This is a genomic window from Rhizobium sp. CCGE531 (assembly GCF_003627795.1).
Lineage (GTDB): Bacteria > Pseudomonadota > Alphaproteobacteria > Rhizobiales > Rhizobiaceae > Rhizobium.
The window spans coordinates 326,766-351,798 of the sequence record NZ_CP032686.1; the positions used below are offsets into that span (position 1 = coordinate 326,766).

Consider the following 25,033-nt stretch of genomic DNA (forward strand, 5'->3'; position numbering starts at 1 on the left):
GACGAGGAGAGGGATGATGGCGACGTCGTTGTGGTCCAGTTCATCGTGGTCGGAATACGCGCGCACGGTTTTCAAGGGAGCGAAGCAAACCGCCGCCCAGGGACTTTCGCCTCTGCGGCTCGCCAGGGGACGGCTGACCTATCTTTCCCCCTTTCCGCGACGATTTACCGGCGCTTACGGCTCTTACGACGCGGCCATGGCAGCCGCCCGCAGGCGGACATTGGCCGGTTACGATCACGAGGAGATCGCAAGCGTCGCCTTTGCCAAAATGTGCCAGGTGACGCCGTGGGATTATCCGGTGCTGTTCTGGATTCGCAGCCTGCTGCCCGAGATCGATGGTCTCGTCGATGCAGGTGGTCATATGGGAACGAAATATCGCGCCTTTCGTCCTCTGCTGCCGCTGGAGAGCCCGTTTCGCTGGGTCGTCTATGATCTACCCGCCATCGTTCATGCCGGACAAGGTCTTGCCCAAAAGGAAGGCTTGACCGGCCTCGGCTTTGTCGAGCGGATCGAGGATGCAGGCGCCATGCCGTTGTTCCTCGGGTCGGGGCTCATGCAATATCTCGATATGCCGCTCTCCAGCCTGCTGATGAAAATGCCCTCTCGGCCGCATCACGTGATCCTCAATAAAGTCGCGCTCCGCCAGGACAGCACCATCGTTACGCTTGAACGGATCGGCGGGTCATACGTCCCCTACCACATGCACAACGAGGCTGAATTCATCGCGGACATCACAAGGCTTGGGTATAGACAGGTCGATCGCTGGTCCATTCCCTCCTTGTCGCACGCAATCGACACTCATCCTGAGCTGGGACGCAGCGAAAGCGCCGGATTCTACTTTCGACTTGGGTAGCCTTGAAGGAGGGACAGATCCAGTTCGTTGACACGAGGCTTGCGCGACTGTGCGGCCGCATACCGTTGCTTGAGATGGTCGGCGAGCCGGATCGACAAGGCAAGCAGCGTCAACGTCGGATTGGCGTGGCCGGATGTCGGAAACACGGAACTGCCGGCAATGAACAAGCCATGGGTGCCATGAACCATGGCATTGGTGTCGACGACGCTTGTTCGCGGATCGGTTCCCATGCGGGTCGTGCACGAAGGATGGGCCATGTCCATGAACATGGCACCCGTATTTTCGTCGGCAATGATCCAGTCCGGCAGCCGTGGTTTCGGCAGTCCGACGCGGACGAATTCATTCGAGATTGTCAGTGCAAGCCGTTTGACGCTATCTGTTTCGCGCGTGCCAATCTTCCAGTCGATGCGTGCCAGCGGTTGGCCGAGCTGATCGCGCTGGTCGGCAAGCGTGATGCGGCTTTCGGAATTGAGCTGCTGTTCCACCATGACGTCGAAACGCAATTCGGTCGAGCGGTGCGAAAGTCCGCGCTTACGGATGAGGCGATCATAAAGTCCTGACACAATCATATCAGTCGATTTCGCAACTGCGAGCAGATCGCCCTTGAACGTCTTGCTTGCTCCCTTCGTCAAGCGCTTGAGCGCCGCCCAGGGATCGTCGTCGGCGTGGACCTGAACGGGATAGGCGGCACAATTGGTGAGGCCTTCGCGCGCCTGCATTTCCGGGCTCAGGGACAGCCCCCTGAGATAGAAATGCGTCCGCCCGCCGTGACCAAGGCCGTAGAAATTGAAATGCCGCGCAATGGCGTCAATATCGCGCCCTGTGAAGCGGCAGAGCGAGGTCCGGGGATGATCACAGAGATAGCGCCCGACGACGTCATGCGCGTTGCCTATGCCCGCGGGCAGCACGGAATTCGACGCAAGCAGGAGGCGTGCATTCTCGACGCCGCCGCCGCAAAGAACGACCGTATCGGCGCGGACGCTTGCGCTCCGGCCGGTCGGACTTTTGAGATCCAGCGAGGTCACCCTCCGGCCCTGGCTGTCGAGATTGATCTGGATCACCGTGGCATGCAGCAGAAAATCTATATTCGTTGCCCTGATGTCGAGGGCAAGGCGATTGAACCGCATCGGCTCCGCGCGCGGATGCCGCATATGACTGAACTGCCAGAAGAAGGGCCGCAGCAGCTGGGTGTCGAGACCGAGATCATCGGGGCGCGAATGCAACAGGGCAAAGAGGCTTTCATCATAAACATTAGGCCCGAGATTGAGCAGTTCCCCGGCGCGATCGAGAGCCGGCAGCAGTTCGCGACGCTTGATCGGCCAGCCGGAAAGCGGCAGCCAAGGTCGGCTGTTGAAGTCGATTTCATCGAAGGCGGCGCATTTGCCGATCCATGTATGGCTGCTGCCGCCAAGGATGCGGTTTCGCAACTCAAATGCCGGAATGTCGTTCAGCCACGCCAGGTTGCCGTTATAGCCTCGCCCTTCGGGTGTGGCGTTCGCCGCACTGAAAGGCTGGCCTATATTTTCGACGGCGTTCAACGCCTGAACCTCGGCCTCGTAATCATGGCCGCCGCTTTCGACGACGAGAACGCGGATCTGCGTATCGGCAAGTTCGCGCGCGATCGCAATTCCTGCCGGTCCGCCGCCGATAATGGCAATATCTGCATATATTTCAATGCCATGTGGCATAGAGCTCAAGTCGCGGCTCATCATGGTCGTTTTCCATCCGCTTTTCTCGTTTTTACCAGCATTGCGAGCGCGCGGATAATTGTTCGATTGGCATAGGCGGGGATGACATCTACCGATTTCGGATAGGTGCTTTGATCGTTTGCGATGTTCTTTTTCAGTCGGAAAGCCATGCTGAAAACGGAGCGATCACACGCTAGGCTCTCCTGCAAATGCCGTGTTTCCTGGGGAGCGAAAACTATGGCCAAGGTTGGGTTACGGGAATGGTTGGCGCTCGCGCCGGTGTTTGCCTCTGGAAAGCTGGCACGTTACAGCGACGAAACCGGCGGCCCGCTGGGGCGTTTCGAGGCCGATTTCTGTACCAAGTTCGGCGTGCGGCATGCGCTCACGACAAGCAGCGGAACCGGGGCCCTGATTTCGGCCCTGGTGGCAGCCGGCGTCGGGCCTGGCGATGAAGTGCTGGTGCCCGCCTATACCTGGATCGCAACCGCCGCTGCGCCCTTGGCGGCCGGCGCAGTGCCCATTCTGGTCGATGTCGACCACACGCTCACCATGGATCCGCAGGATATCCTGCGCAAGATCACGCCGCAGACGAGGGCAATCATTCCTGTCCATATGTCGAACATGGTCTGCGACATGGACAGCATCATGCGCATAGCCCGCGAGAATAATCTCGTGGTGATCGAAGATGCCTGCCAGGCCGTCGGGTTGCGCTACAAGACTAAGCGGGTCGGCACGATCGGTGATTTCGGGGCGTTCAGCTTCAATCAATTCAAGAACATAAATTGCGGCGAGGGCGGCGCGTTCGTGACCAACGATGCGCGGCTGTTCGCGCGCGCCCGCATGTATCACGACATCGGCTCCATGTTTCGCGGCCATCTCGACAATGCCAACGAGCCGCCCATGCTGGGCGTGAACTTCAAGGCGAGCCAGATCCAGGGGGCGATGCTGAACGTACAGCTGAAGAAGCTCGATCCGATGATTGCCCGCATGCGCGAGCGTTACGACGTGATGAGCGAAATCTTTGCCAAGAACACGCGGCTGATGGTGGGCCCGCATAATGATGTCGGCAATGCGGCGGGGCTTCACGTCATCTTCGAGACCTCGGAAGAGGCAAAGAGATTTGCCGAGGAAAACAAGCGCGGCGTCTATCGGCTCTTCGATTCCAGCCGCCATGTCTATACCAACTGGCAGCCGATACTGCAGCAGCGCACCGGCCATCCGGCGATGAATCCGTTTCACTGGACGGATCGGAAAATCGAGTACACACCGGAGCTCTGTGCGCAAACGCTGGATATTCTGAAGCGCAGCTGTCGCATCAGTCTTGGGGAGAACTATCCCGTGGCTCTGGTTGCGCACATGGCTCGGCGAATGTCGCGACAGGCCAAATCCATACCCACCAACCTCTTCTATGCAACGATCTAGCATGGAGAGTATCGGCCCTGACGTCATCGATGTCTGGAGCTGGAGGCTGGACGCGCCGCCGACCGATCTCGGCGCGTCCACGACATTGCTGTCCCTCGACGAACGCGCTCGGGCGGATCGCTTCATTCATGACCATCACAGGCTTCGCTTTGTTGCGGCCAGAAGCGGGATGCGGCTGATATTGGGGCGCTATCTCGGCCTTCCGCCACAAGCGATCCGCTTCAACTATGGCGACCATGGAAAGCCTTCGGTGTCGGCTGGCGGCGCCGCCTCGATTCGTTTCAATCTCAGCCACAGCGCCGATCTAGCCGTCCTTGCCGTGTCCGATCGCTACGAGCTCGGTGTCGATATCGAGGAAATCCGGTTTCTGAAGGAGGACGTCGCAAAGCGGTTCTTCTCGCGCAGGGAGTATGGGACGCTTCGGTCTCTGCCGGCGGAATGCTATCTGGATGGTTTCTATCGCTGCTGGACGCGCAAGGAGGCCTTCATCAAGGCGCATGGCGCCGGGCTGTCGCTGCCGCTGGATAGCTTCGATGTCACCTTCGACTGGTCTAGTGAACCGCGATTGGAACGACTGGAAGGGGAGCCCGACGCGCCGGAAAACTGGATCGTTCTGGAGCTTGCGACGCCGATCAACTTCGCCGGCGCGATTGTTGCCTCGACTGGAGGACGCCGGCTTCGCCTATGTTATCGCAGTGAGTGCACGGCTCAGATGGTCAGCCTGGCATCGAGAATGTAGCGCCCACCCGTCTCATCGAAATGGTGGCAACCGTGCAGCCCGGCCTTGAAGCCGGGCGTTATGGTACGAATGCGACGCTCGCGATAGTCATCGAGCGTGAGCGTCTCGATCTCCATGATGTTGAGCCCGTAACCATAGATGCCGTGCGCATTGTGCTGCGAAGGTCGCAGGAGCCTGCCGTCATGTTCGAAGATGCGTCCGGCGCCGCGAGCCTCCGTGCTGCCGATGACGACGGGATTTCGTTTGTGAGGCTTGATGCCCGTGAGCGCCGGCCCATCGACCTCGAACAGGTAGAGCTCGCTGCAATGATCTTCGTAGGCATGAAAATCCGACAGGTTGGTGAAGAGCCACCATTTGCCGCCGTGACGGACAAGAATGCTGTCGGCGGGTGATTGTCCCTCGAAGGCCGTGGCATGCAGCTCCCATTTCAATGGAAACTGGGAGCATCGCCAGATCTCGAGGCGCCGCGCCTGATGCGTTTCCGGTATCATGAAGATCTGATCGCCGTCGCGGAATATGAACGGATAGGAAAGATGATAGGGGCGCTCCAGCGCGACCCCGACCTGTGTAAGTGCGTCTCCGTCGAAGCGGCCGACCGCGATATGCGCCTTGTGGTCGCCGCGGGCATAGGTCTCGTAGAACAGATAGCATTTGCCCTCGTGCTGGAAGAGAAACGGATCGGCCTTGATGCTGTTGTCGGAAGGGGGGATCTCGACCGCCTCGCTCGGATCGAAGTCATCGATCTGCCCGTATCCCGTATAGAGGGTCCACACGGCGGAATCGATATGGAGCCTCGCCTTGATCGATTTATATGCCCTGGTCGAGACAGAGCCCGCGACGATGCTACCGTAACGAAGGAGGTCGCCGAACGTCGGCGGGCGCGCGTCGGTTGCATCAACGAGGGCGGGCGGATCGAACTGTCTGACGTCGGCGAGCCGTGCCAATTCGCGCATGAGAAGCGTCACGCCTCGCTCCCGCACGAAGGCGCTCAATCTCGCCGCACTTGGCTTGGTGTTGAATGCTGCCCTTGCAATCTCCCGCTTGCCGGCTTTACCGCCGCATCGTGCATAAAGAGCGATATCCGCGGTCGGAGCACGCGCCAGAACCTCGGCATATCCGAACCAATCCGCTTCGGCGGATCGCTGGTCGGAGAAATTGAAAGCCCATTCTCCGAACGGCAATGCTGCGACCGCATCGTCGGCCATGCCTCTCGGGGTCGTGCGGATGACAAGGTCGAGCTTCAGGCGACGCAGCATTGCGCCGGTGATGTTGTCGGCAACACACGTCTTATCGCCGTCGGCTTCGTAGCAATCGATAAAGTGGCGGTGGCTATCGAAATATTTTGACGCATAGGCCGGCTGGCGCGCAAGGACGCTGGCCTCCAGCCGCGCGCTCCAGGATAACAGCTTCGACGTCGCGCCATCTTCGAACGGATTGGGATGAGTGAAAACCGCCGCCAGCTCCAGAGAGGGTTCCGCGAGGATTCGATCCAGGATCATCAACTCCCAATTCTCGAGCGCGCGCCCGCGCGCAACAAGGATGCCGATCCTCAATGGGTTGGTCTCGTTCATCACTTCTTCCCCTTATGGCTCGGCTCTTTCCACGCCATTGGACGAATCGAATGGGTAGAGCATGATATCCTCCGAAAATTGCCTGCCCTTTTCGGTATCATGCTCTAGCCGCCGGCGAGTTTGCCAGAGAGTGTCGACGCCAGGTCGCGGATACCGTTGCTGGTGAGCGAATCCTCGTGCCAGCCATCGATATCGACCACCGGGCAGTCGTCCCCGATCGCATCGCCCCATCCGAACCGCAATTTGCGCGCCCGAGGATTGGTTGCGCTGCTTCGCAGCAGCACGATGCTGGGATCCTTCGTCTGCGGCGGCTTGTAGCGACGTGCTGACGCCACCAGCAACTTGGTAACGGCCTCGTTCGCTTCCTCTTCAGGCGAATACTGGCCAGCCTTGACACCGAATATCCTCAAAAGCGACAGCGAGACTTCGAACTCCTTGAGATAGTCGATCAGCCGGATACGGCCGGAGAGCAGCTTTCGGGTGAAATAGGCAAGCCGCTTGCGCCGCCGTTCGCGGTTCCAGCGTGCCTGCTCCCGTTTCGGCAGGGATACGAAAAAGCCCGGAGCCCATGCGTCGATGATTGCCGTGGTGCCGACATCGATGCCTCGTTCCTGCAATTGCCGTCCGACTTCCAGCGCCAGGATTCCATTGACGCAGAGCCCGACGATGGCAACACGACCCACGGCCTTGTCGATCCGCATGGCGTCTATCGCGCGGCTGGCTATATCCTCGATGCTCAGGCGATCCAGGCCGTTTGCCAGATCTGCGTGGAACATGTTGACATTGTGCACCGAGACGCTGTCCGGCAGCTCGTTGGCGAGGCGATAATACAGGAACGGATGATTGAGCGTATAAACCGTACCGGCCCCCGTGCCATGCTTGCAGGTGATCAGTTCCCATGGGTTTACCGACTTTTCCTGGGCTGCCGGCGTCGGATCGACATTGAAGATCGCCGCTGCAAAGCCTGCAAACGTCGGCTGCTTGAATAGAAGCTGCAATGTCGGTGCTGCTTCGAATCTTGCGCGTATTTCCGATAGGAGCCGTAACGCGAGGAGCGAGTGGCCGCCGAGTGCGAAGAAATCATCATCCGGACGTATTTGCGGAACCTGTAGGACTTCTTTCCAAAGCTCAGCAAGCGCTTCCATTCGCGTATCCGCCGGCGATTTGCTTGTGACGGCGCCATCCAGCGGCGCAACCTCGGCGGAAGCTGCCAGGTGTCGTTCCGGCGCAGCGAGCGAAGAAAGCGGCGCCTCAGGGTGATCGAGAGCAATTTCATAAGCATTCCGCCATAGTTGCAGGAGGCTTTCGATCGTGCTGGCTTCGAAAAGATCGGCATTGTACTCGATCGACATGCGCCAGCCGGTCGGCCGGCCGATCATGATGAAGCTCAGATCGTAGATGACGCCGGGAGACTGCGAGGGCGAGCTGATCAGCTCGAAACCGCCATAGCGCCGATCTTCGAGAAACGCCTTCTGCAGATTGAAGTTGACGGAGATCAGCGGATTGCGTGCCGGGTCACGCACCGGATTGACGAGTTCCACGAGCTTGTTGAACGGCATGCGCTGATGGTTCAGCGCTCCTTCGATCGTCGCGCTGACGGAACGTATATGCTCGGCAAAGCTGGTATCGGAGCCGAAGTCGAAACGCAGGACCAGATTGTTGATGAAGACGCCGATCAGGTCTTCCAGATCGCTTTGTTCGCGACCGGCGATCTGCGAGCCGAACAGAACGGTCGGGGCCTGTGTCAGGCGATGGAGGGCCGCGCTCAGGACCGCGGCGCCGAAGCTGTATTGCGAGACGCAGTGCGTACGCGCCGCCGCATCCATGCGATCGGTGAAAGCGGGCGCTTGGGCGGTGGAAAGAATGTCGCCGCGATTGGTCTTGACCTGACCGCGCGGTCGATCGGGGGCTACCTCGAAATAAGGAGCGCCCTGCATCGTTTCCCGCCAGAAGGCTTTCTCCGTCTCGAAGCCGTAGCTTTCCAGATATTCCTGCTGCCAGAGGGCATAGTCGCCATATTGCAATGGCAGCTCCGGCAGGACCGGCGCGCGTCCCGCATCGATCGCCGCCGCTATTTCGCCGACCTCGCGCCCAAGGACGCGGATGGACCAGCCGTCGAAGCAGCTCTGATGCGCGGTGATCAACAGAAATCCGCGCTCGTTTTCGGCCATCAGCAGGGTGACGCGGAAGAGGCCCGGAGTGCTAAGATCGAAGGGCGCTTGCGCGGTCTCCTCGCCGATCGACAGGATTCGTGCCTGACGCTGCTCCGGCGGCATGCCGCGAAGATCGATCACCGACATCTTGAAATTGACGTCGCCGACGGCCTGCTGGAATGGCCGGCCGCTTTTTTCGATGAAGCGGGTTCTCAGTATTTCATGACGCTGGATGACTTTTCGAAAGGCCGCTTCGAGAGTCACGACCTTGAATGAACCCCGGATTTCCCACCGGACCGCGACATTGAGCGCCGGATTGCCGGGATTGAGCTGATCGAGAATCCAGCAGCGCAGCTGCGTCTGCGTACAGGGAAATTCGCCGATGATCTGCGGTTCGGCAAGGGAACCGCTTGGACTATTGTCGACTGTACTCATAGAGATGCCCCCAGGCCGCGGCGTGCGCCGTTACGAAAATCTCGCAGTGATGGTATGTGGAGTTGAACCGGATCGGACGGAGCCTCTGCCTGGCTGTCGGCAAAGGCAGCCAATGCGGCGATCGTCGGATGACGCAGCAGATGTTTTGCTTCCAGCGGCAAGCCGTCGTCGCGCATGCGGGCGGCGATGCGGAAGATGGCAAGCGAATCTGCGCCGAGTGCGTAGAGATTGTCATCGATGCCAATATCGCTAAGGCTTAGAACATCCTGCCAGATCGCCAGCAACCGTTGTTCCATCTCGGTTTTTGGCTGGACCTTGGCTGGCGCAGCTCCCCGCTGCGGCACGCCGCGCTGCTGCAGGGCTTTGCGGTCGAGCTTACCGTTGGCGGTGTGCGGCAGCTCGCTTTCCATCACCCAGAAGCTCGGGATCATATGTCCGGGCAGACTGGCCTTGGCATGTGCGGCGATATCGGCCGTCAATGCGTCATTGCCGGCTGTGTCAGGCACGATATAGCAGACCAGCGAGCGATCGCCCTTGGCGTTCTCGGCGACGACGGTGGCACATTGGCGTACACCTTCCGCCTTGGAGATGACGGCCTCTATGTCGCCGAGCTCGATGCGGAAGCCGCGCAGCTTGACCTGCTGGTCACGCCGCCCGAGCAATTGCAGCGAGCCATCCGCCAGCCGCCGCCCGACGTCGCCGGTCTTGTAAAGCCGCATCGGCCTGCCGATCGCGAAGCAATGCGGGACGAAGGCTTTCTCGGTGAGATCGAGGCGATCGAAATAGCCTTCCGCCAAGCCGTCGCCACCGATATACAGCTCGCCGACGACGCCGACTGGCGCGATATTCTCGCTTTGGTCGAGAATGAAGAGCTGGGTATTGTCGATGGGATGGCCGATGGTGATCGGCTGATCGGCATCCGTGATGCGTTGCAGGGATGACCAGATCGTCGTTTCCGTCGGGCCGTACATGTTCCAGAGTTCGCCGCCGATACCAAGCAGCGAGCGTGCCAGCTCCCTGGGCAGGGGTTCGCCGCCGCAGAGCATTTTCAGCGTCCGCCGCTCCTTCAGGCCGGCTTCGACCAGCATCTGCCAAAGCGTTGGCGTGGCCTGCAGCACCGTGGCATCCTGTTCGTCGATGAGCTTGACCAGTGCAAAGCCGTCCTGGACCTGGCTGCGGCTGGCAATGACGACCTTTCCGCCCGATATCAGCGGCAGGTAGAGTTCCAGACCGGCGATATCGAAGGAGATGGTCGTGACTGCGACAAGCGTGTCATCAGCGCCAAAGCCCGGTTCCCTCGCCATGGAGAGAAGGAAGTTTGTCAGGGATCGATGTGAAACCTCGACCCCCTTGGGCATGCCGGTCGAGCCCGACGTGAAGATGATATAGGCGGATGCGGTCGTATCGACAGGCAGGGTCTTCAGGGCAAGGCCGGTCATCGAACCGATCGCCTTGGCATCCTGGTCGAGCCGGATAACGGGAGCGTCCTTGGACGCAAGCCGGGCCATGTCGTCGCTGTCGCAAATCAGGCCGCCGATGCGGGCGATATCCAGCGTCTGCAGCAGGCGCGGTTCCGGATGAGCGGGATCCATCGGGACATAGGTATGTCCTGCCTTCATGACCGCGAGCAGGGCGACGATCATGTTCAGCGAGCGCTCGACCAATATTGCAATGCGCTGGCCGGGATCGGGAAGCGCCATCTGGAGGTAGAGAGCAAGCTGGTTCGAGCGCGTTTCCAGCTCGCCATAGGTGAGTGTCTGGCCGTCATGTTGCGCGGCGATGGCATTCGGCTGTTCGGCTGCCCGTTTGGAAAAGAGCGAGAAGACGAACTGATCGTGGTCATGGGGCACAGCCGTCCGATTGAGATCGTCGACCAGCCAGGATTTCTCCTCCGCCGAGAGCAGCGACAGTTCACCGACCTTGTGATCCATGTCTTTGGCCAAGGTGGCTGCAAGCGTCGAGAAGTGACTGATCCATCGTTCCACGGTGGAGCGGTCGAAGACATCGGCATTGTAGTCGACGTCGATGCGGATGTGGTCGCCTGCCTCGATCATGTTGAAGAACAGGTCGAAGTTGGAGAAGGCCTTCGCGTTCGGCTCCATCGTCGGCTTAAGATCGCCGAAGGATGATCCGCCGGCCATGCGTTCGAGGTTGAACTGTATTTCGGTAAGCGGCAGGCGGCGCGGATCGCGCTTGGTATCCAGTTTGCGCACCAGCGTGCCGTATGTGTAATCCTGATGTTCAAAGGCCTGGAAGACGAGCTGCTGCGTTGCCTTCAAGTGATCCGCGAACGGCTCCGTCAGCGATACCGCCTGACGCAGCGGCAGCAGGTTGACGCAATGGCCAACGAGGATCTGGCCGTCGAGCAGGCTTTGACCAGCCGATGGAATGGCGATGACGATATCGTCCTGACCCGACAACCGCGATATCATCACCTGGAGGGTCGCCAGCAGCGTCGAGAACAGCGTGGCGCCCGATTTGGCGCCCTTCTTCTTCAGCGCCTTATAGACGTCGGCATCGATATAGCCGGTGCAGCTGCCGCCCGCGAAGCTGCGATATTCCGGACGCGGCCGATCGAGCGGCAGGTCGGGAAGGTCGGGAACCGTCTTGAACTGATCGAGCCAGAACTGTTCGGTCGCCTGGGATTTCTCCGGCCTGGGGGAAAGCTCCGTCGAATAGGTGGCGAAGGAAAGGGCCGGCTGGAATTCCGGACCATTGCCCGTCCTCAAAGCCTCGTAGGCGGCCGTAAGCTCTTCGACGAAGGTGTTGATCGACCAGCCATCGCAGATGATGTGATGGGCCGTGAAGACCAGCACGTGCCTGTCGGCTGCGAGCTTGACGATGCTTGCGCGAACCAGGGGGCCGTTGATGAGATCGAAGGGCGTATGAGCATCATCGTCTACAAGAATGGCAAGGCCCTGGTCATCGATGTCCTCAAGGATCGGCAGGTCGAGCTTGAAATCCGGAATGAAACGGAAATGTTCGCCGCCGCGGTCAAAGCGAATATGAAACGCGTCGTGGCGCGCAATAACCGTGTCGAAGGCCTTCCGGATGGCTGTCTCGTCGAGTGTTCCTTCCAGCGTCAGCGAAAAGGACTCGTTGAATGAGCAGGAGGCTTCGTCACCCGCCTGGGCTGCGAGCCATATTTCCGTCTGTGCCTCCGTCAGCGGCGCGGAGTCCGGCCTCGCGACGGATGCCTGCGTCGGCTTTGCCGATACGGATGGATCTTCCTTTGCCGTGAATATTCCGACGCCCTGCATGGCGTCGAGACTGTCGCGGAAGGCTTTCGCGATCGTGCGGAAGTCGTCTTCGCTGTGGGCTGTCGTCAGGAAGCAGGGGTAGCCGTCCTGTATGTGGACGCCATTTAGCCGCATCTGGGCATAGAACAGCGCGCCGAGCGGATCCTGGCTGGAGAAGTCGGTGGCGAACCAGCTCTTGTAGCCATGAACCACGTCGGCGATGCCGCGCCTGGCAAGATCGGCCCTGATCTCAGCGACCAGCGCTTCCGTTCGCTCGGCGACACGGCTGTAGAGAGCCGATCCCTCTCCCTTGATGTGGTGCAGCACGGCGTCGGCGGCTGCGAGCGTGAGGGGATGACGGACGAAGGTACCGGCAAAGAATGTCGGCGCCGTCATGGGCACGGAGCTGTCGCCGTAATCCCAATAGCCGCCGTCGAGCGCATCCATGAAGCGCGGGCTGCCGACAAGCACGCCGATCGGCATTCCGCCGCCGACGACCTTGCCATAGGTTGCCATATCGCCCTTGATGCCCCAGATCGCCTGCATGCCGCCGGGATCGACGCGGAACCCGGTGACGACCTCATCGAAGACCAGGGCGAATTCGGACTTGGTGGCGATGTCACGGAGTTCCAGGACGAATTCACGCGGCTGCAATTCGGGATGACGGCTCTGGATCGGCTCGATGATGACAGCCGCTATATCGGCGGCGTTGGCGCGGATGAAGTCGAGGCTTTCCGGAGCGCCATAGCGCAGCACGGTCATGTTCGACACCGAGGCCATCGGGATGCCGGAGGCGACGGGCAGGGCGATCGGCTTGTCGGCGCGATTGCGGCCCTTGACCAGCACTTCGTCGAACTGGCCGTGATAATCATTGGCAAAGACCACGACCCGATCACGGCCGGTGACGGCGCGGGCAAGCCGCATCGCAGCCATGACCGCTTCCGAACCGGTATTGCAGAAGGTGACCCGCTCGTGACCGGTTACCTCGGCAATCATTTTTGCGACGTCGCCGGCAAGCGGCGTCTGCGGGCCGATGGCAAATCCCCGGTCGGCCTGAGCCTTGACGGCGTCGATAACGAAATCAGGGGCATGACCGAAGGCCGTCTGTCCGAAACCATTGACCAGATCGACGTATTGGTTGCCGTCGACGTCCCAGATATAGGCGCCCTTGGAATGGTCGCAGACGATCGGGAACACCATCTCCTTCCAATCCGCCCGGAAGCCCGAGGCGGAACGGGGATCGGCCAGATGTCCGCGATGACCCTGGGTGAAGCTCTTTGATTTGGCGTTCTTGGTTTCGTAAGCCTTGGTGAGGCTGGTGATGAAATCCTGCTTGGCCGCGGTAATCTCCGGCGCCAGGCTCTTGGCATTCGGGCGATAGAGCTTGATGCGTTCGGTGCCGAAATCGCTTTCCGTCGCGGCGGGGGCAGAAGGCGCACTTATTGTCGGTTGCGGCACCGGCGCAACCGCTGCCACCGGCATCGCGCCCGAGGTTAAGGGGGGCTGGGCTCCGCTCTGCATGGCCTGCAGCATCAGCAGCTGTTGAGAGAACAGGGTCTGCGCCATCTGGATCTGGGATTGCAGCACGGTGGCGAGATCCGAAGCCGCGGCCGGCATTGCTGCAGCTTGTGTAGCGGCAGGCATGATTGGCGCTGACACGATTGGTGCTGACATAACCGGCATCGGCGCGGCCGCGATGGCGGCGGCGGATGGCGCGGGTTCAGCCGCCTTTATCGCCTCGGGTGGCATCTGCTGATCGAGGTGGACGGCGAGATCGGCAACGGAGGGGATATCGCTCAGCAATTCCCGGAAGGAGATTTTGACCTTGAAGTCTTTTTCGATGCGTTGCGCGAACTGACCGACGAAGAGCGAGTCGAAGCCGAGCTCCAGGAATGTCGCCGCCCGTTCGTCGGGGCCTAGCGTTTCACCCGACATGTCGCTCAATAGCGTCAGAAGGGCCGTTTCCAATTGCGGCAGGCGGCTGGAGATGGAAATTGATGCTGCAACATTCATCGCTTGTTTCTCCTCGGTGATGTTGACGTCAGAGACAAAGGGTCCGTTTTCGGGATGGCTCTCCGGATTGGCGGAGGCGCTCAGGCTTGACGCGCGGCGCGCGGATGGGGGCGCGTCGATCCAATGACGCTGTCGCTGGAATGGGTAGGTGGGCAGAGACAGACGCCGCCGCGCAGCCGATGGAAGAGCCGGCCAACTGAGCCGGCAGCCCGCCATCCATACCTTGCCATGCGCTTCGGCGAGAGTTTCGGCGGCAGAGGAGGCCCGGTCATGTTCCGGCAGGGATTGCACGACGGCGGCAAGCTCGTCACGTGCGATCGTCTGGGCGGCAAACACCGAAAGCGTCCGCCCCGGACCGACTTCGAGTAGAACCGGCTTGCGGTCGCGACAAAGCGTGACCAGGCCATCGGCAAAGCGGACGGCATCGCGGCAATGCATGGCCCAATAATTGGGAGACGTCATCAGCTCGGCGGTTTGCCAGTCGCCGGTAACGCCCGAGATGAATGGGAGCGTCGCGGTGCCATAGGTTACCTTTTCCGTCTCCTGGCGGAGCGCAAGAGCCGCGTCTTTCATCATTGCGGAATGAAAGGCGTGTGATGTGTGCACGCGGCTGAAGGCTATATCGGCGGCTTCAAGCGCTGCGCATACCTTGTCGATATCGCCGAACGGCCCGGAGATGACACAAAGCTTCGGAGCATTGATCGCGGCGATCTCGGCATCGCCTTGCAGAAAGGAAGCCGTCGTTGTGGCGTCGGCGCGAACGGACACCATCGCGCCCTGCGGCTGATGCTGCATCAGCCGCCCGCGATTGGCCACGAGGCGCAGTCCGTCTTCGAAGGAAATGACGTTGGCGAGCGTTGCGGCAACAAACTCGCCAACGCTGTGACCGATCATGGCATACGGTTTGACGCCGCGGCTGAGCCACAATCGGGCAAGCGCATATTCGACAAGGTAGAGACAGGGTTGGGCGATCCGGGTTTCGCGTTGTTCGTCGGTGATCGCCTGCGTTACCGGGCCGGTGTGGCAGATGTAGTCACGCAGGTCGAGGCCGAGAGTCATTTTCAGAAGCTCGGAACCACGATCGATCCAGCGGGCAAATTCCGGCTCGGAGCTGTAGAGGCCGGCGCCCATGCCGACATATTGGGCGCCCTGACCGGGAAACATGAACGCAACCGGCGGCCGATCCGCGGCAACGAGCGATTGATAGCTGTCTGTCGTCAGCTTGATGATCGCTTCCTCGACACTTCCGGCGGCAACCGCCAGCCGATGGCCGAACTCGCGCCGCCCCGATTGCAGCGTGTAGGCAAGCTGCGCGATCGAAAGCTTCGGGTTCTCGGCGAGATGGTTACTCAAATTGGTGCGCATCTGCGCAAGGGCCGGCTTGTCGCGCGCCGAAAGGGGGAGGATGTAGTGCCCTTCTACCTCTTTGGACGTAGTCGATGGATGAGGAGCCTCCTCCAAAACGACATGGACATTCGTACCGCCGACGCCGAATGCGCTCACCCCGGCTCTGCGCGGCACCTGCCCCTGCGGCCAGTCGATCATTGCGGTCGGAATGTAGAAGGGACTTCCTTCGAGATTGATGCGTGGATTGGGCTGAAGATAATTCGGCATCGGCGGGATTTTTGCGCTCTGAAGCGCCAGCGCCGTCTTGATGAGCCCGGTTACGCCGGCTGCTGCATCCGTATGGCCGATGGTGCCCTTGACCGATCCAAGCGCGCAACTGGCGGCTCCCGGCGCGCCGTCCGCAAAGGCTCTCGTCAGGCCATTGAACTCGATGGGATCGCCGAGCGGCGTCGCGGTGCCGTGGCATTCGATATAGCCGATCGTCGAGGGGTCGACGCCCGCATTAGCGATCGCGGTGGCGATCGCCTCGGCTTGCCCCTCCACGCTCGGCGCCGTGAAACCGATCTTGTCGCTGCCGTCATTGTTGATGCCGTAGCCGCGAATGAGCGCATAGATATGATCGCCATCCTGAAGCGCATCCTCATAGCGCTTCAGGAGAACGACGCCGGCGCCGCTCGCAAAGACCGTCCCGGCGGCGTCGGCGTCGAAAGGTCGGCAGGTGCCATCCGGCGAGGCCATGCCGCCTTCCTGATAGATGTAGCCCCTCTTTTGCGGAATGGTGACCGAGATGCCGCCGGCAAGAGCCATGTCGCAGCCATAGGTAAGCAGATTCTGACACGCCTGTGAAACGGCAAGAAGCGAGGTCGAGCATGCCGACTGCAGCGTGAAGGCGGGGCCGCGCAGGTTGAACTTGTAGGCGACGCGGGTTGACAACGTATCGTTGAGCGCGCCGACAAGCTCATGGAACGAGCCGATCTGGTAGTTCGATGTGAACTCCTCCGCCTTGACGCGATCGCGCAGGACGTTGTTGATCAGATAGGTCGGCATCGAGGAGCCGGCGAAGACGCCGATCGGGCCGGCATAGCGCTGCGGATCGTATCCCCCGTCCTCGAGCGCTTCCCAGCATATTTCCAGGAAGATGCGATGCTGCGGATCGGTGACGGCAGCCTCGCGCGGAAACATGCCGAAGAATTCGGCGTCGAACATATCGGCATTGTCGAGATGAGGTCTTGCGGCGACATAATTCGGCTGTGCCCGCTCCTCGTCGGTGAACGCGTCTTCGATTTCATCCGGCGAGAAACGGGAAAAGGCGTTCTTTCCTTCGAGCACGAGCTTCCAAAGTTCATCGACGGAGGGGGCGCCCGGGAAACGACCGGACATGCCGATAATGGCGATGTGCCCGGAAATTTGTCCGTTCAGATCCTCGCTCTCTTCGAAATCACGCTGTTCGCCCTTCTCCTGGTGACTTCGTTTCATAAGGAGCTCCTGCGGATGTGAGAGATTGCTTTCTTTTGCAGTGCGGCGCGCTGGGCCGCCGCGGCAATCCGCGTTGGGCCAGGCGTCCTGCCGTCCAGATAAAGTGCCAGTTCCCGGATGGTCGTATGGCGCAGCAATGCAACCACATCGATCGAACGACCGAGCCCTTCCTCAAGACCGGCATGAATTTCCATCAGTTGCAGGGAGGTGCCGCCAAGGTCGAAGAAGTTCCTGTCGACATCGACGGCGGCAAGGCTCAATGCATCCTGCCACAGCGCCGTCAACAGCTCTTCGGTCCGGCTCCTGGTATCCATCGGCTTCGCCTGCATTTCGACAGGCGGCGGCAAGAGTTTGGAGCGATCGACCTTGCCGGCTGCCGTGAGCGGCAGGGTGTCGACGATGACGGCGGCGCTCGGGATCATATAGGCCGGGAGCGTCATGCGCAGCGTCGCCATGACGTCCTGCGTAAGGTCGGCGCCCGCGCCCATATGGCTTTCCTTGGGGCATAGATATGCAACGATGCGTTTCAGGTTCTCGCCCTGGACGTGGCAAAGGACGATGCCGTCGGTAAGGCGCGGATCACGCCTGAGCGCGGCTTCGATCTCGTCGAGCTCTATGCGCTTGCCATTGACCTTGACCTGCCTGTCGCGGCGTCCCTTGAAGGTAACGGTGCCATCAGGTTTCATGGAGGCCATGTCGCCGGTCAGATAGAAGCGTGTCGCGCCGTCCTTTGTGGCGATGGTCACGAATTTCTGCTCCGTCAGTTCCGGGTGCTTGAAATAGCCGATGGCCAGGCCATCGCCCGATATCGCCAACTGGCCTTCGATCCCGGGCGGAACGACGCGCAATTCCTCGTCCAGGATGGCGATCCCTGTATGCGCGATAGCCTTGCCGATCGGCAGCTCGCCGCCTGAAAAACTGGGCAAGACTTGGAAAGCGGTAGCAAAGACCGTCGTCTCGGTCGGGCCGTAGACATTGGTAAGCTTGCAGCCGGGATGGTGTTCGAGAAAACGCCGGGCATGAACGGCCGAACCTACATCGCCACCGAAAAGAATATGACGAAGCTTCGGCAGGGATGCGCGGGCATGATCTGCAAAAAGATTGAACAACCCTGTCGTAAGGAAGGAGATGCTGACATCCGTCGCTCGCATGAAGTCGGACAGGCGCGAAATGGAAAAATCGGCATCCGGCATGATTGCCATTGTGCAACCATTGAGAAGCGCACCCCATATTTCGAAAGTCGACGCGTCGAAGGAAATAGTGGCCGTGTGAAGAATGACGTCGTCCCGGCGGAAATCGATATAATTCTGGTCGAGAACGACCCGCGCAATGGCGCGATGGCAGATCATTGTTCCCTTGGGGCGCCCGGTCGAGCCGGACGTGTACATGATGTAGGCGAGATCGGCGCCGGTGATCGTCGGTGCTGTCGGAGCAACCCGCGGTTGGCTTGCCATTTCGGCGATAATGGCATTTGCCTCGATGACCTTGGCATTCATGCTCGGCACACTGCAAAGCTTATCGCCAAAAGCTGAATCGACGAAAATGACCTTCGGCAGGCATTCGCCGATGACGAAATCGAGATGTTCGATCGGGAGGGCGGGATCAAGCGGGAGATAGGCGCCGCCGGCCTTGAGGATCGCCACCTTGCAAATGATGGCGTTGGCGCTCCGCGGCAGGAAGAGACCGACAATATCGGCCCTGTGGACGCCGATCCTGACCAGATGCAACGCAAGCGCGTCGGATATCCGGTCGAGATCACGGTAGCTGAGCCTGGTGTCGCCATAGACAAGAGCGCTTGCCTCCGGTGTCGCCCGAGCCTGAATGCGCAGCATTTCGTGAAGGCAAAGGTTGCAATCGTAGTGCAGGCCCGCTGCACCAGTTGTTTCTGCTCGAGCCTCGTGGTCAATCATCATCACCCTCCGGGTCATCCTGCGACTGACGATGGCACGGCATGCGATGCCTGATCGTCCATCGCAGAATTTCACGCTGCGGCAAAAGCACCAGTTGATCATTGGGATGATCGTCCTCACCACCGAAAGTCGTAAGTCCTGGGGGTGCGTAGCCAATTCGTCGGAAACATCCGATACGGCGGTAACAACTCGGCCAAAAGCATTACGCATGGCAGCAACGGCAACAGGCAACGAGTGCCATGCAAGGTACATTCTCAATCACGCTGATCGAGACGATGCTGAGTTGGGTTGGTGATGAGGCAGCTACCTGAACTGGTAGGCTCTGACGTAATCCACAAACATGAAGGATGGATCAGCCGCGGCCATCTTCGTTATGCCTTCGACGATACCGAGATCGACGAGCATATACATGGGCTGGCGATGTTCTGGTAAAGCTCTGGTCTTCCAAACGAGCTTTCCATCGAAATACATTCGTATGAAATCGGAATCGATCTTCACGCCATAAGTGTGCAAATCACTGGGACTTGCGGCAGCGAATGCATCGATGCGGGCATAATCGGAATCGTGGCGCCCATCCCGGTGCCAGACATGCGCTGTCGAGGAATAGGCACCCGGCTTATCACCATAATATTCGATGACGTCTATCTCGGCGGTGGCCTTTGAGCGATCTTTGCCGATCAGCCAGAAGGCCGGCCAGACACCGGGGCCATCGGGCAGTCGTGCCCGCATTTCGAAATAGCCATATTGCTGAGAGAAGCCATCTCCATTTCGATCGACGGAAGCAATCAGGCCGGAGCGCCATGCACCTTTGCCATCACGCGCCGCGGTAATGCGCAGCATGCCGTCCTGTATTGCAAAGGGGAAGTCGTTACCCGGATCGGAGAAGCGGGCACCTCCGAAATCACCATTCCACGGAGTATGGGAAATCCAGCGGGTGCCAGGCCCCCTGGCAGAGATACTGAGATCATCGAAAGGATCTTCGAATGTCAGCGTCATGCCGCTGACATCGAGCATATCCCCTGTGTCGCCAGCGCGTGCAATGTCGATGTCCACGATCGCAATGAGTGCGGCGGCAATAGACGCGCGAAGGAACCCGCGACGGTTGTGCAGGCATCGAGCAGGACATGTTTGTGAGAAGCGATCCATGTGCATAAGCATGAACGGCACAACCCGCAGGGTATAGAACGTATTTCGGCCAGCATGTCCCCCAAAAGGCTTAGACACGGCGGAGATACAGTTGCACGGCTGCGTGGTAGTTTTTGGCAATAAAGAGGAAGAACACTAGGCGGACACCTATGAATTTCATGGGACTTATAACATTAATTGTCGGTATTGCGACATTGACTGCACCGGTTCGACTGGCATTCATCATCATGATCCTGTCGACGGTCTTTGGCGCTGCCGCCGCTTTCAGCGTACCCGGCCTTGGCGGAGCATCTGTGCTGGTGCCAAGCCTCTTTCTACTATTCTTCGCGGTCCGGTTGTTCGCAGCTTATGGCGAGGCGCATTTCCTCGCTTCCGTGGCACCCTGGCGTCCAGGCTTCTTCCTGCTGATTTTGACGGCATTTGGCATCTTCACCGCGATCTTCTTCCCGCGACTGTTTCAGGGTGTGGTGCAGACAATGACGGTGGAGCGCTCAATCGGCGCGCGTAGCCTTATCGCGCTGGTGCCGCTGCAATTTTCTTCGAACAACATCACCCAATCGGTCTATGCCGCCGGTGGACTCATCTGCTTCATCGCCACTTTCGCCTTCTTTCGTGGCAACGGCGTTCCAAAAATTTTCATCAGCGGCATTTTGATAGTCGCGGGCGTCAACCTCGGTTTCGCGCTTGCCGATATCATCACGCATTTCACGCATACGGATTTCCTGCTCGATTTCGTGCGAACGGCCAACTACGCGCTTTTGACCAACGCTGAGAAAGGCGGACTAAAACGCATTTCCGGGACCTTTCCCGAAGCCTCGGCATTCGCCGATTTCACGCTCGTTCTCTTCGCGATCGTCACAAGCCTATGGCTCAGCGGCATTCGCTCCGGTGTGACCGGTGTCGTCGGGGGTTTGCTTCTTATGGCCCTGATCCTGTCGACATCGGCAACCGCCCTTGTCGGGCTTGCCATCATCCTGCCGGTCCTCTGCCTGCAGTCATTCCTGGCCGCTCGGCGCGACCCGGGCGCCGGCCGGCCAGTCCTGATCGTATCCATTCTTGCCAGCATGCCGCTCGTCATCTTCTTCGTTCTGATCGTCATGCCGGATCTTGCGCATAATCTGCATGATTTTCTTGACGAAATGCTGTTCTCGAAGGCCGACAGCCAGTCCGGGCGCGAGCGCTTCATGTGGAATGCCATGGCTTATGAGGCGTTCGTGGATACCGGTGGATTTGGCGCGGGCCTTGGAAGTGCCCGCGCATCGAGCTTTGGCCTCGTTTTGTTGTCCAATATCGGCGTCTTCGGCACGGTGCTGTTTGCGCTTTTTGTCGGCCGAGTGCTGATGGCCGATACGCGGCCCGGGCATGCGTCATCACGCGAGGCCGTCGCGGTCGTCCGCGCGGCCAAGGCCGGCTTCATTACCGTCCTCATTTCCGCGGTTATCTCAGGCACGGTCTACGATCTCGGGTTGATGTTTTACATCCTCGCGGGCAGCGTTTCAGCGCTCACCGCCGGCATGCGCGTGGCCAAGGCTGGATATGACACCCGCTTGAGCGCCGCTGGAGGTTTGAGATGAAGATCGTCGTCTTCAACGTCAAGTATAGCGAGAATCTCGGCGACGGACTGCTCGCGGAATGCGTCGAAGCCGCCCTGACGAAAAGCGGCGACGAGATCGAGGTGGAAACGATCGATCTCGCCGGGCGTCGAGCCTATGCCGCAAGCAATGGCGGTCGCAGGCGCCTGGCGCTCGGATTGCTCCGCCGGTTGCCCTTCTTCGCCCGGCGGCGGCTCGTCCGCCTGGTGCTCGAGCGCAGGCTGAACAGGCTTCGCGGCCTGTGGGACGACAAGATTGCCCTCGCGGACGCCGTCATTATCGGCGGCGGCAATTTGTTTCAGGACGACGACCTCAATTTTCCGCTGAAGATCGGTGAGGTGCTCGATTGCGTCTCGCGCTACGATCGTCCTCTGGCGGTTTACGCCGTCGGTGTCAGCAAGCAGTGGTCGGAGCCCGCCTACGATCTCTTCGCGCGATTGAGACGGACAAGGCTTGTTCATCTTTCCGTGCGGGACGGCTTTGCGCAGGACAACTGGCAGGAACACTTTCCCGAAGGACCGAGCGCGAAAATCGTGCGGGATCCGGGACTCTTGGTTCATGCGATGCCGATCGCGGAAAAACCCGCGTCATCCTCCAAGCGCCAGCTGACCGTCGGTCTATGCGTGACCGACCCCGTCATCCTGGACAGGCACGGCAAGGATCATGCCTCCCACATCCCATTTTCCAGCATCGGTGCTTACCGGGATCTGATCGGAGTGCTTCTGGAAGATGGCCAGCGCGTCGTTTTATTTTGCAATGGTGCGAGGGAAGATCACTTATTTGCGGAGCGCATCCGGAATTCGGTCAGCAAGCATCGTGCCGTTGAAGCCGGTACGCTCGATATTGCCAGTCGCCCGCGGGTTCCGGCTGATCTCATTCAGACAATCCAGTCGATGGATGTGGTCCTGGCCCATAGGCTGCATGCCTGTATCGCGGCCTATGCCCTCAAAATCCCGCATGTCGGCCTGAGCTGGGACAGTAAGGTCGAAGGTTTCTTCAATTCTGTCGGTCGCGAGGCCTATTTCATAAAAGATTCGCGATCGCCGGCCGTGCATGTCGCCCTGCTGCTGAAGGCGGCCGAAAAGGAAGGGATAGAGGCACTCCGGCACCGTGTCACAATTGCAGAAGCCCGAGCCGGAATCTCGAACATGCGCCGCCACTTGGTCGGAAGCGACGAATGCGCCATATCGGGAATATAACCAGCGCATTGGTAAAATACCGCGTGATTGGAATATATGTAACGCATAGATGAGTTTAGCGTTATTACCAATACATTAAAGTTGTGCTATTGCGCAGGTGGTTGTGACACATGTTAGAAGAATGACAAATATTGATTTGCATTAAAGACATCAAAAAATGTTTATGATATAAAATACTTGGAGCTGACGAAATTTATATTTTAAGATGACCATTTTGGCATTCGGGATATGCTTTTCGACCGAGGGGACGACGGTATGGCAGGGCAGATTTCGATCGGGAATATCCAGAGCATGGGTGGCATGGCACGGACCTTTGCTGCTGGTAGCATGATCTGCGACTATGAGACCAATGCGCCGCGTCTTCTCTTCCTCTTGGATGGGTGGGCCGCGTCCAGCAAGATGCTGCCGAACGGCACGCGCTTCGTGACGGAGTTCGTTCTGCGCGGCGATATGATTTCGACGTCGTTGACGGCGCATTCGCGCGAGACCGTGCAGGCCATCACCAATGTATCCGTGATGGCCTTCCCGGATTTCACCTCCATTCCCAAGATCGACGCGCCGGCATTGTTTTATCGAATTGCCATCGCGGAGTTGGTGAGGCGCCAGGCTCGCATGTCTGAGAGCCTCGCCAACATAGGACGGCGTGACGCGCTGGAGAGGACCGGCTACCTGCTGCTCGAGCTCGGGACGCGGATCGGGACCTCGCAAGACTACCCCAATTCGGAATGCTTCGATTGTCCGTTGACGCAGGCGGATATCGGGGATGCCGTCGGCTTGTCGACGGTCCACATAAACCGCGTGCTCAGGGACATGCGCGAAGCCGGTCTCTTGTCGTTCCGCAACGGTATTGTTGCCTTTCTTGACCGTCCGCGTCTCATGGATCTCGTCGATTTCGACGAATCTTATTTCGACACAACTATGGTTTGAAGAATAGAGCGAATCAAATTCTAAATAGAATTTGAAAAGAATTATTTTAGTCAATATTTAAATTCATTGTTAACCTATGTTAATGCGCATAAAAACAAAATAAGCGATTACTGCAGTAAGAAAAACCTAAAAAAAGGGGGACGTCATGAGAAAGAAAGAAAAGTTTCAATTTAGACAAATATCTTGCTGTCGATATGACAACAATACTGAGTTAGTTACAAGAAATACAAGGGCCATTTTAAAAGTTGGGGATGCCGGCCATGAATGGACAAATGCTAACAACTGAGAAATTCACCTCGGATGCAGGCGCACGCCTTATTTCGGTTCGGACATCCGACACCTTACGGCCGTTCATTGCATCCGGCACACCCGGCGTCGATGAATGGGAAGATTACATTCTTCTTATCGATTCCCGGGCCTTGGATCGCGAATGTCTCTCGAAGAGCCTAAGCGAGTATGACGATGGCATGCATATTGTCACCGTCGGATCGCTCGACGAATGGCAAATGCGCAATATGCAGGTACTGCCGTCCGCAATTCTTATCATGATCGGCGGCCGCAAAGTCTCCGACACCGATATCAGCGCGAAGATCTGCGCCTTGGTGGAGCGATTCCAGACAAGTCCCGTGATCGTCGGCGCAGATGGCGATGAGCTTGCGCAGCTCCTGCATGCGCTGGAGTGCGGGGCTCGCGGCTATATCCCGACCAGTGTCGGGATCCGGGTTGCCGCGGAAGCCGTTGCTCTTGCTCGCGCAGGCGGCGTCTTCGTACCGGCAAGCAGCCTTCTCGCCGCCAAGGAGGCGATTGCGCCCGTGGCCAGCCGAAATGACTGCCTCGACAGCCTCTTCACGCCGCGTGAAGTCGTGGTCGCGGAAGCGCTGAGGCGAGGAAAAGCGAACAAAATCATCGCCTACGAGATGGATCTTTGCGAGAGCACCGTCAAAGTTCACATCCGCAATATCATGAAGAAGCTGAATGCGACGAACCGAACTGAAGTCGCCTATAAGATCCGGGAACTCGTCCGCTAACGCAGGTTGCGCACGGTTTTGCGATAACGACGCGCTTTCGCGTCTCCGCTGTGTCGGTCGCCCATCGCGGCGGCAATATTGGATGAACCCGCCTGATGTATTTCGCAGCTACCGGTCCCGGTTTCGGGGCAGGGCAAGGATCAGGAATAGCGCTCGGCCGGGCGCATGTACTGGCCAATGGCCGCCGATTGCCGAAGAGCGATGGCGCCCGTCCGGGCGCTGAAAGGCTATATCGCCAAGCCCCACATATCCGCCAGGCTTAAACGCCCTGCCAGGATTCGAGCGATCCCGCCAG

Annotated in this window: 13 protein-coding genes; 7 read left to right on the top strand and 6 right to left on the bottom strand. The window is 59.2% G+C overall.

From position 1 onward, the window contains the following. The first annotated feature begins 13 nt into the window (after positions 1–13). Positions 14–853, top strand: a complete 840-nt coding sequence (locus tag CCGE531_RS27860; protein ID WP_245459493.1) for a methyltransferase, TIGR04325 family — start codon at positions 14–16, stop codon at positions 851–853. On the opposite strand, the gene CCGE531_RS27865 is transcribed toward CCGE531_RS27860, so the two are convergent. Continuing rightward, a complete protein-coding gene (locus tag CCGE531_RS27865; RefSeq protein ID WP_120669906.1) occupies positions 835–2,565 on the bottom strand; it encodes a GMC family oxidoreductase in 1,731 nt (576 codons plus the stop codon). The two genes, CCGE531_RS27860 and CCGE531_RS27865, sit on opposite strands and share 19 nt — an antisense overlap. A 213-nt stretch (positions 2,566–2,778) precedes the next feature. Here CCGE531_RS27865 and CCGE531_RS27870 point away from each other — a divergent pair, with 213 nt between their 5' ends. Both CCGE531_RS27870 and CCGE531_RS27875 read left to right on the top strand, forming a co-directional pair. After that, positions 2,779–3,963 carry a DegT/DnrJ/EryC1/StrS family aminotransferase gene (locus tag CCGE531_RS27870; protein ID WP_120669908.1) on the top strand — a complete coding sequence of 395 codons (1,185 nt, stop codon included), beginning with the start codon at positions 2,779–2,781 and terminating at the stop codon, positions 3,961–3,963. Between the two features lies 1 nt (position 3,964). Further along, a complete protein-coding gene (locus CCGE531_RS27875) occupies positions 3,965–4,702 on the top strand; it encodes a 4'-phosphopantetheinyl transferase superfamily protein (RefSeq protein WP_120669910.1) in 738 nt (245 codons plus the stop codon). On the opposite strand, the gene CCGE531_RS27880 is transcribed toward CCGE531_RS27875, so the two are convergent. The 5 genes from CCGE531_RS27880 to CCGE531_RS27900 form a co-directional block, all read right to left on the bottom strand. Beyond that, on the bottom strand, positions 4,672–6,273 hold the full coding sequence (locus CCGE531_RS27880; protein ID WP_120669912.1) for a hypothetical protein: 1,602 nt from the start codon (positions 6,271–6,273) through the stop codon (positions 4,672–4,674). The genes CCGE531_RS27875 and CCGE531_RS27880 overlap by 31 nt on opposite strands. Positions 6,274–6,377: 104 nt before the next feature. Beyond that, positions 6,378–8,861 (bottom strand): condensation domain-containing protein, encoded by a 2,484-nt coding sequence (locus tag CCGE531_RS27885; RefSeq protein WP_120669914.1) that lies wholly within the window; start codon positions 8,859–8,861, stop codon positions 6,378–6,380. After that, positions 8,858–16,936, bottom strand: a complete 8,079-nt coding sequence (locus tag CCGE531_RS27890; protein ID WP_120669916.1) for a non-ribosomal peptide synthetase/type I polyketide synthase — start codon at positions 16,934–16,936, stop codon at positions 8,858–8,860. The genes CCGE531_RS27885 and CCGE531_RS27890 overlap by 4 nt, the downstream gene beginning before the upstream one ends. After that, the gene (locus CCGE531_RS27895; protein ID WP_245459494.1) at positions 16,933–18,849 is read right to left on the bottom strand and encodes a non-ribosomal peptide synthetase; all 1,917 of its coding nucleotides are present in this window, start codon (positions 18,847–18,849) and stop codon (positions 16,933–16,935) included. Before CCGE531_RS27895 ends, CCGE531_RS27890 begins: the two co-directional genes overlap by 4 nt. A 300-nt stretch (positions 18,850–19,149) precedes the next feature. After that, positions 19,150–20,070 carry a glycoside hydrolase family 16 protein gene (locus CCGE531_RS27900; protein ID WP_245459496.1) on the bottom strand — a complete coding sequence of 307 codons (921 nt, stop codon included), beginning with the start codon at positions 20,068–20,070 and terminating at the stop codon, positions 19,150–19,152. A 71-nt stretch (positions 20,071–20,141) separates the two neighbouring features. Here CCGE531_RS27900 and CCGE531_RS27905 point away from each other — a divergent pair, with 71 nt between their 5' ends. The 4 genes from CCGE531_RS27905 (at position 20,142) to CCGE531_RS27920 (ending at position 24,738) form a co-directional block, all read left to right on the top strand. Beyond that, the gene (locus CCGE531_RS27905) at positions 20,142–21,566 is read left to right on the top strand and encodes a hypothetical protein (protein WP_205586527.1); all 1,425 of its coding nucleotides are present in this window, start codon (positions 20,142–20,144) and stop codon (positions 21,564–21,566) included. Then, positions 21,563–22,783, top strand: a complete 1,221-nt coding sequence (locus tag CCGE531_RS27910; RefSeq protein WP_120669919.1) for a polysaccharide pyruvyl transferase family protein — start codon at positions 21,563–21,565, stop codon at positions 22,781–22,783. Before CCGE531_RS27905 ends, CCGE531_RS27910 begins: the two co-directional genes overlap by 4 nt. A gap of 255 nt (positions 22,784–23,038) precedes the next feature. Then, positions 23,039–23,710 carry a Crp/Fnr family transcriptional regulator gene (locus CCGE531_RS27915; protein WP_162944051.1) on the top strand — a complete coding sequence of 224 codons (672 nt, stop codon included), beginning with the start codon at positions 23,039–23,041 and terminating at the stop codon, positions 23,708–23,710. Between the two features lie 467 nt (positions 23,711–24,177). Beyond that, positions 24,178–24,738: a response regulator transcription factor gene (locus CCGE531_RS27920; RefSeq protein ID WP_348633855.1), complete on the top strand. Its 561-nt coding sequence runs from the start codon at positions 24,178–24,180 to the stop codon at positions 24,736–24,738. The last annotated feature ends 295 nt before the right edge of the window (positions 24,739–25,033 follow it).

Bases quoted from the DNA above. Each gene is read 5' to 3' on its own strand.
- CCGE531_RS27860 (WP_245459493.1), top strand. From the start codon at position 14: ATGATGGCGACGTCGTTGTGGTCCAGTTCATCGTGGTCGGAATACGCG.
- CCGE531_RS27865 (WP_120669906.1), bottom strand. From the start codon at position 2,565: ATGATGAGCCGCGACTTGAGCTCTATGCCACATGGCATTGAAATATAT.
- CCGE531_RS27870 (WP_120669908.1), top strand. From the start codon at position 2,779: ATGGCCAAGGTTGGGTTACGGGAATGGTTGGCGCTCGCGCCGGTGTTT.
- CCGE531_RS27875 (WP_120669910.1), top strand. From the start codon at position 3,965: ATGGAGAGTATCGGCCCTGACGTCATCGATGTCTGGAGCTGGAGGCTG.
- CCGE531_RS27880 (WP_120669912.1), bottom strand. From the start codon at position 6,273: ATGAACGAGACCAACCCATTGAGGATCGGCATCCTTGTTGCGCGCGGG.
- CCGE531_RS27885 (WP_120669914.1), bottom strand. From the start codon at position 8,861: ATGAGTACAGTCGACAATAGTCCAAGCGGTTCCCTTGCCGAACCGCAG.
- CCGE531_RS27890 (WP_120669916.1), bottom strand. From the start codon at position 16,936: ATGAAACGAAGTCACCAGGAGAAGGGCGAACAGCGTGATTTCGAAGAG.
- CCGE531_RS27895 (WP_245459494.1), bottom strand. From the start codon at position 18,849: ATGATGATTGACCACGAGGCTCGAGCAGAAACAACTGGTGCAGCGGGC.
- CCGE531_RS27905 (WP_205586527.1), top strand. From the start codon at position 20,142: ATGAATTTCATGGGACTTATAACATTAATTGTCGGTATTGCGACATTG.
- CCGE531_RS27910 (WP_120669919.1), top strand. From the start codon at position 21,563: ATGAAGATCGTCGTCTTCAACGTCAAGTATAGCGAGAATCTCGGCGAC.
- CCGE531_RS27915 (WP_162944051.1), top strand. From the start codon at position 23,039: ATGGCAGGGCAGATTTCGATCGGGAATATCCAGAGCATGGGTGGCATG.
- CCGE531_RS27920 (WP_348633855.1), top strand. From the start codon at position 24,178: ATGCATATTGTCACCGTCGGATCGCTCGACGAATGGCAAATGCGCAAT.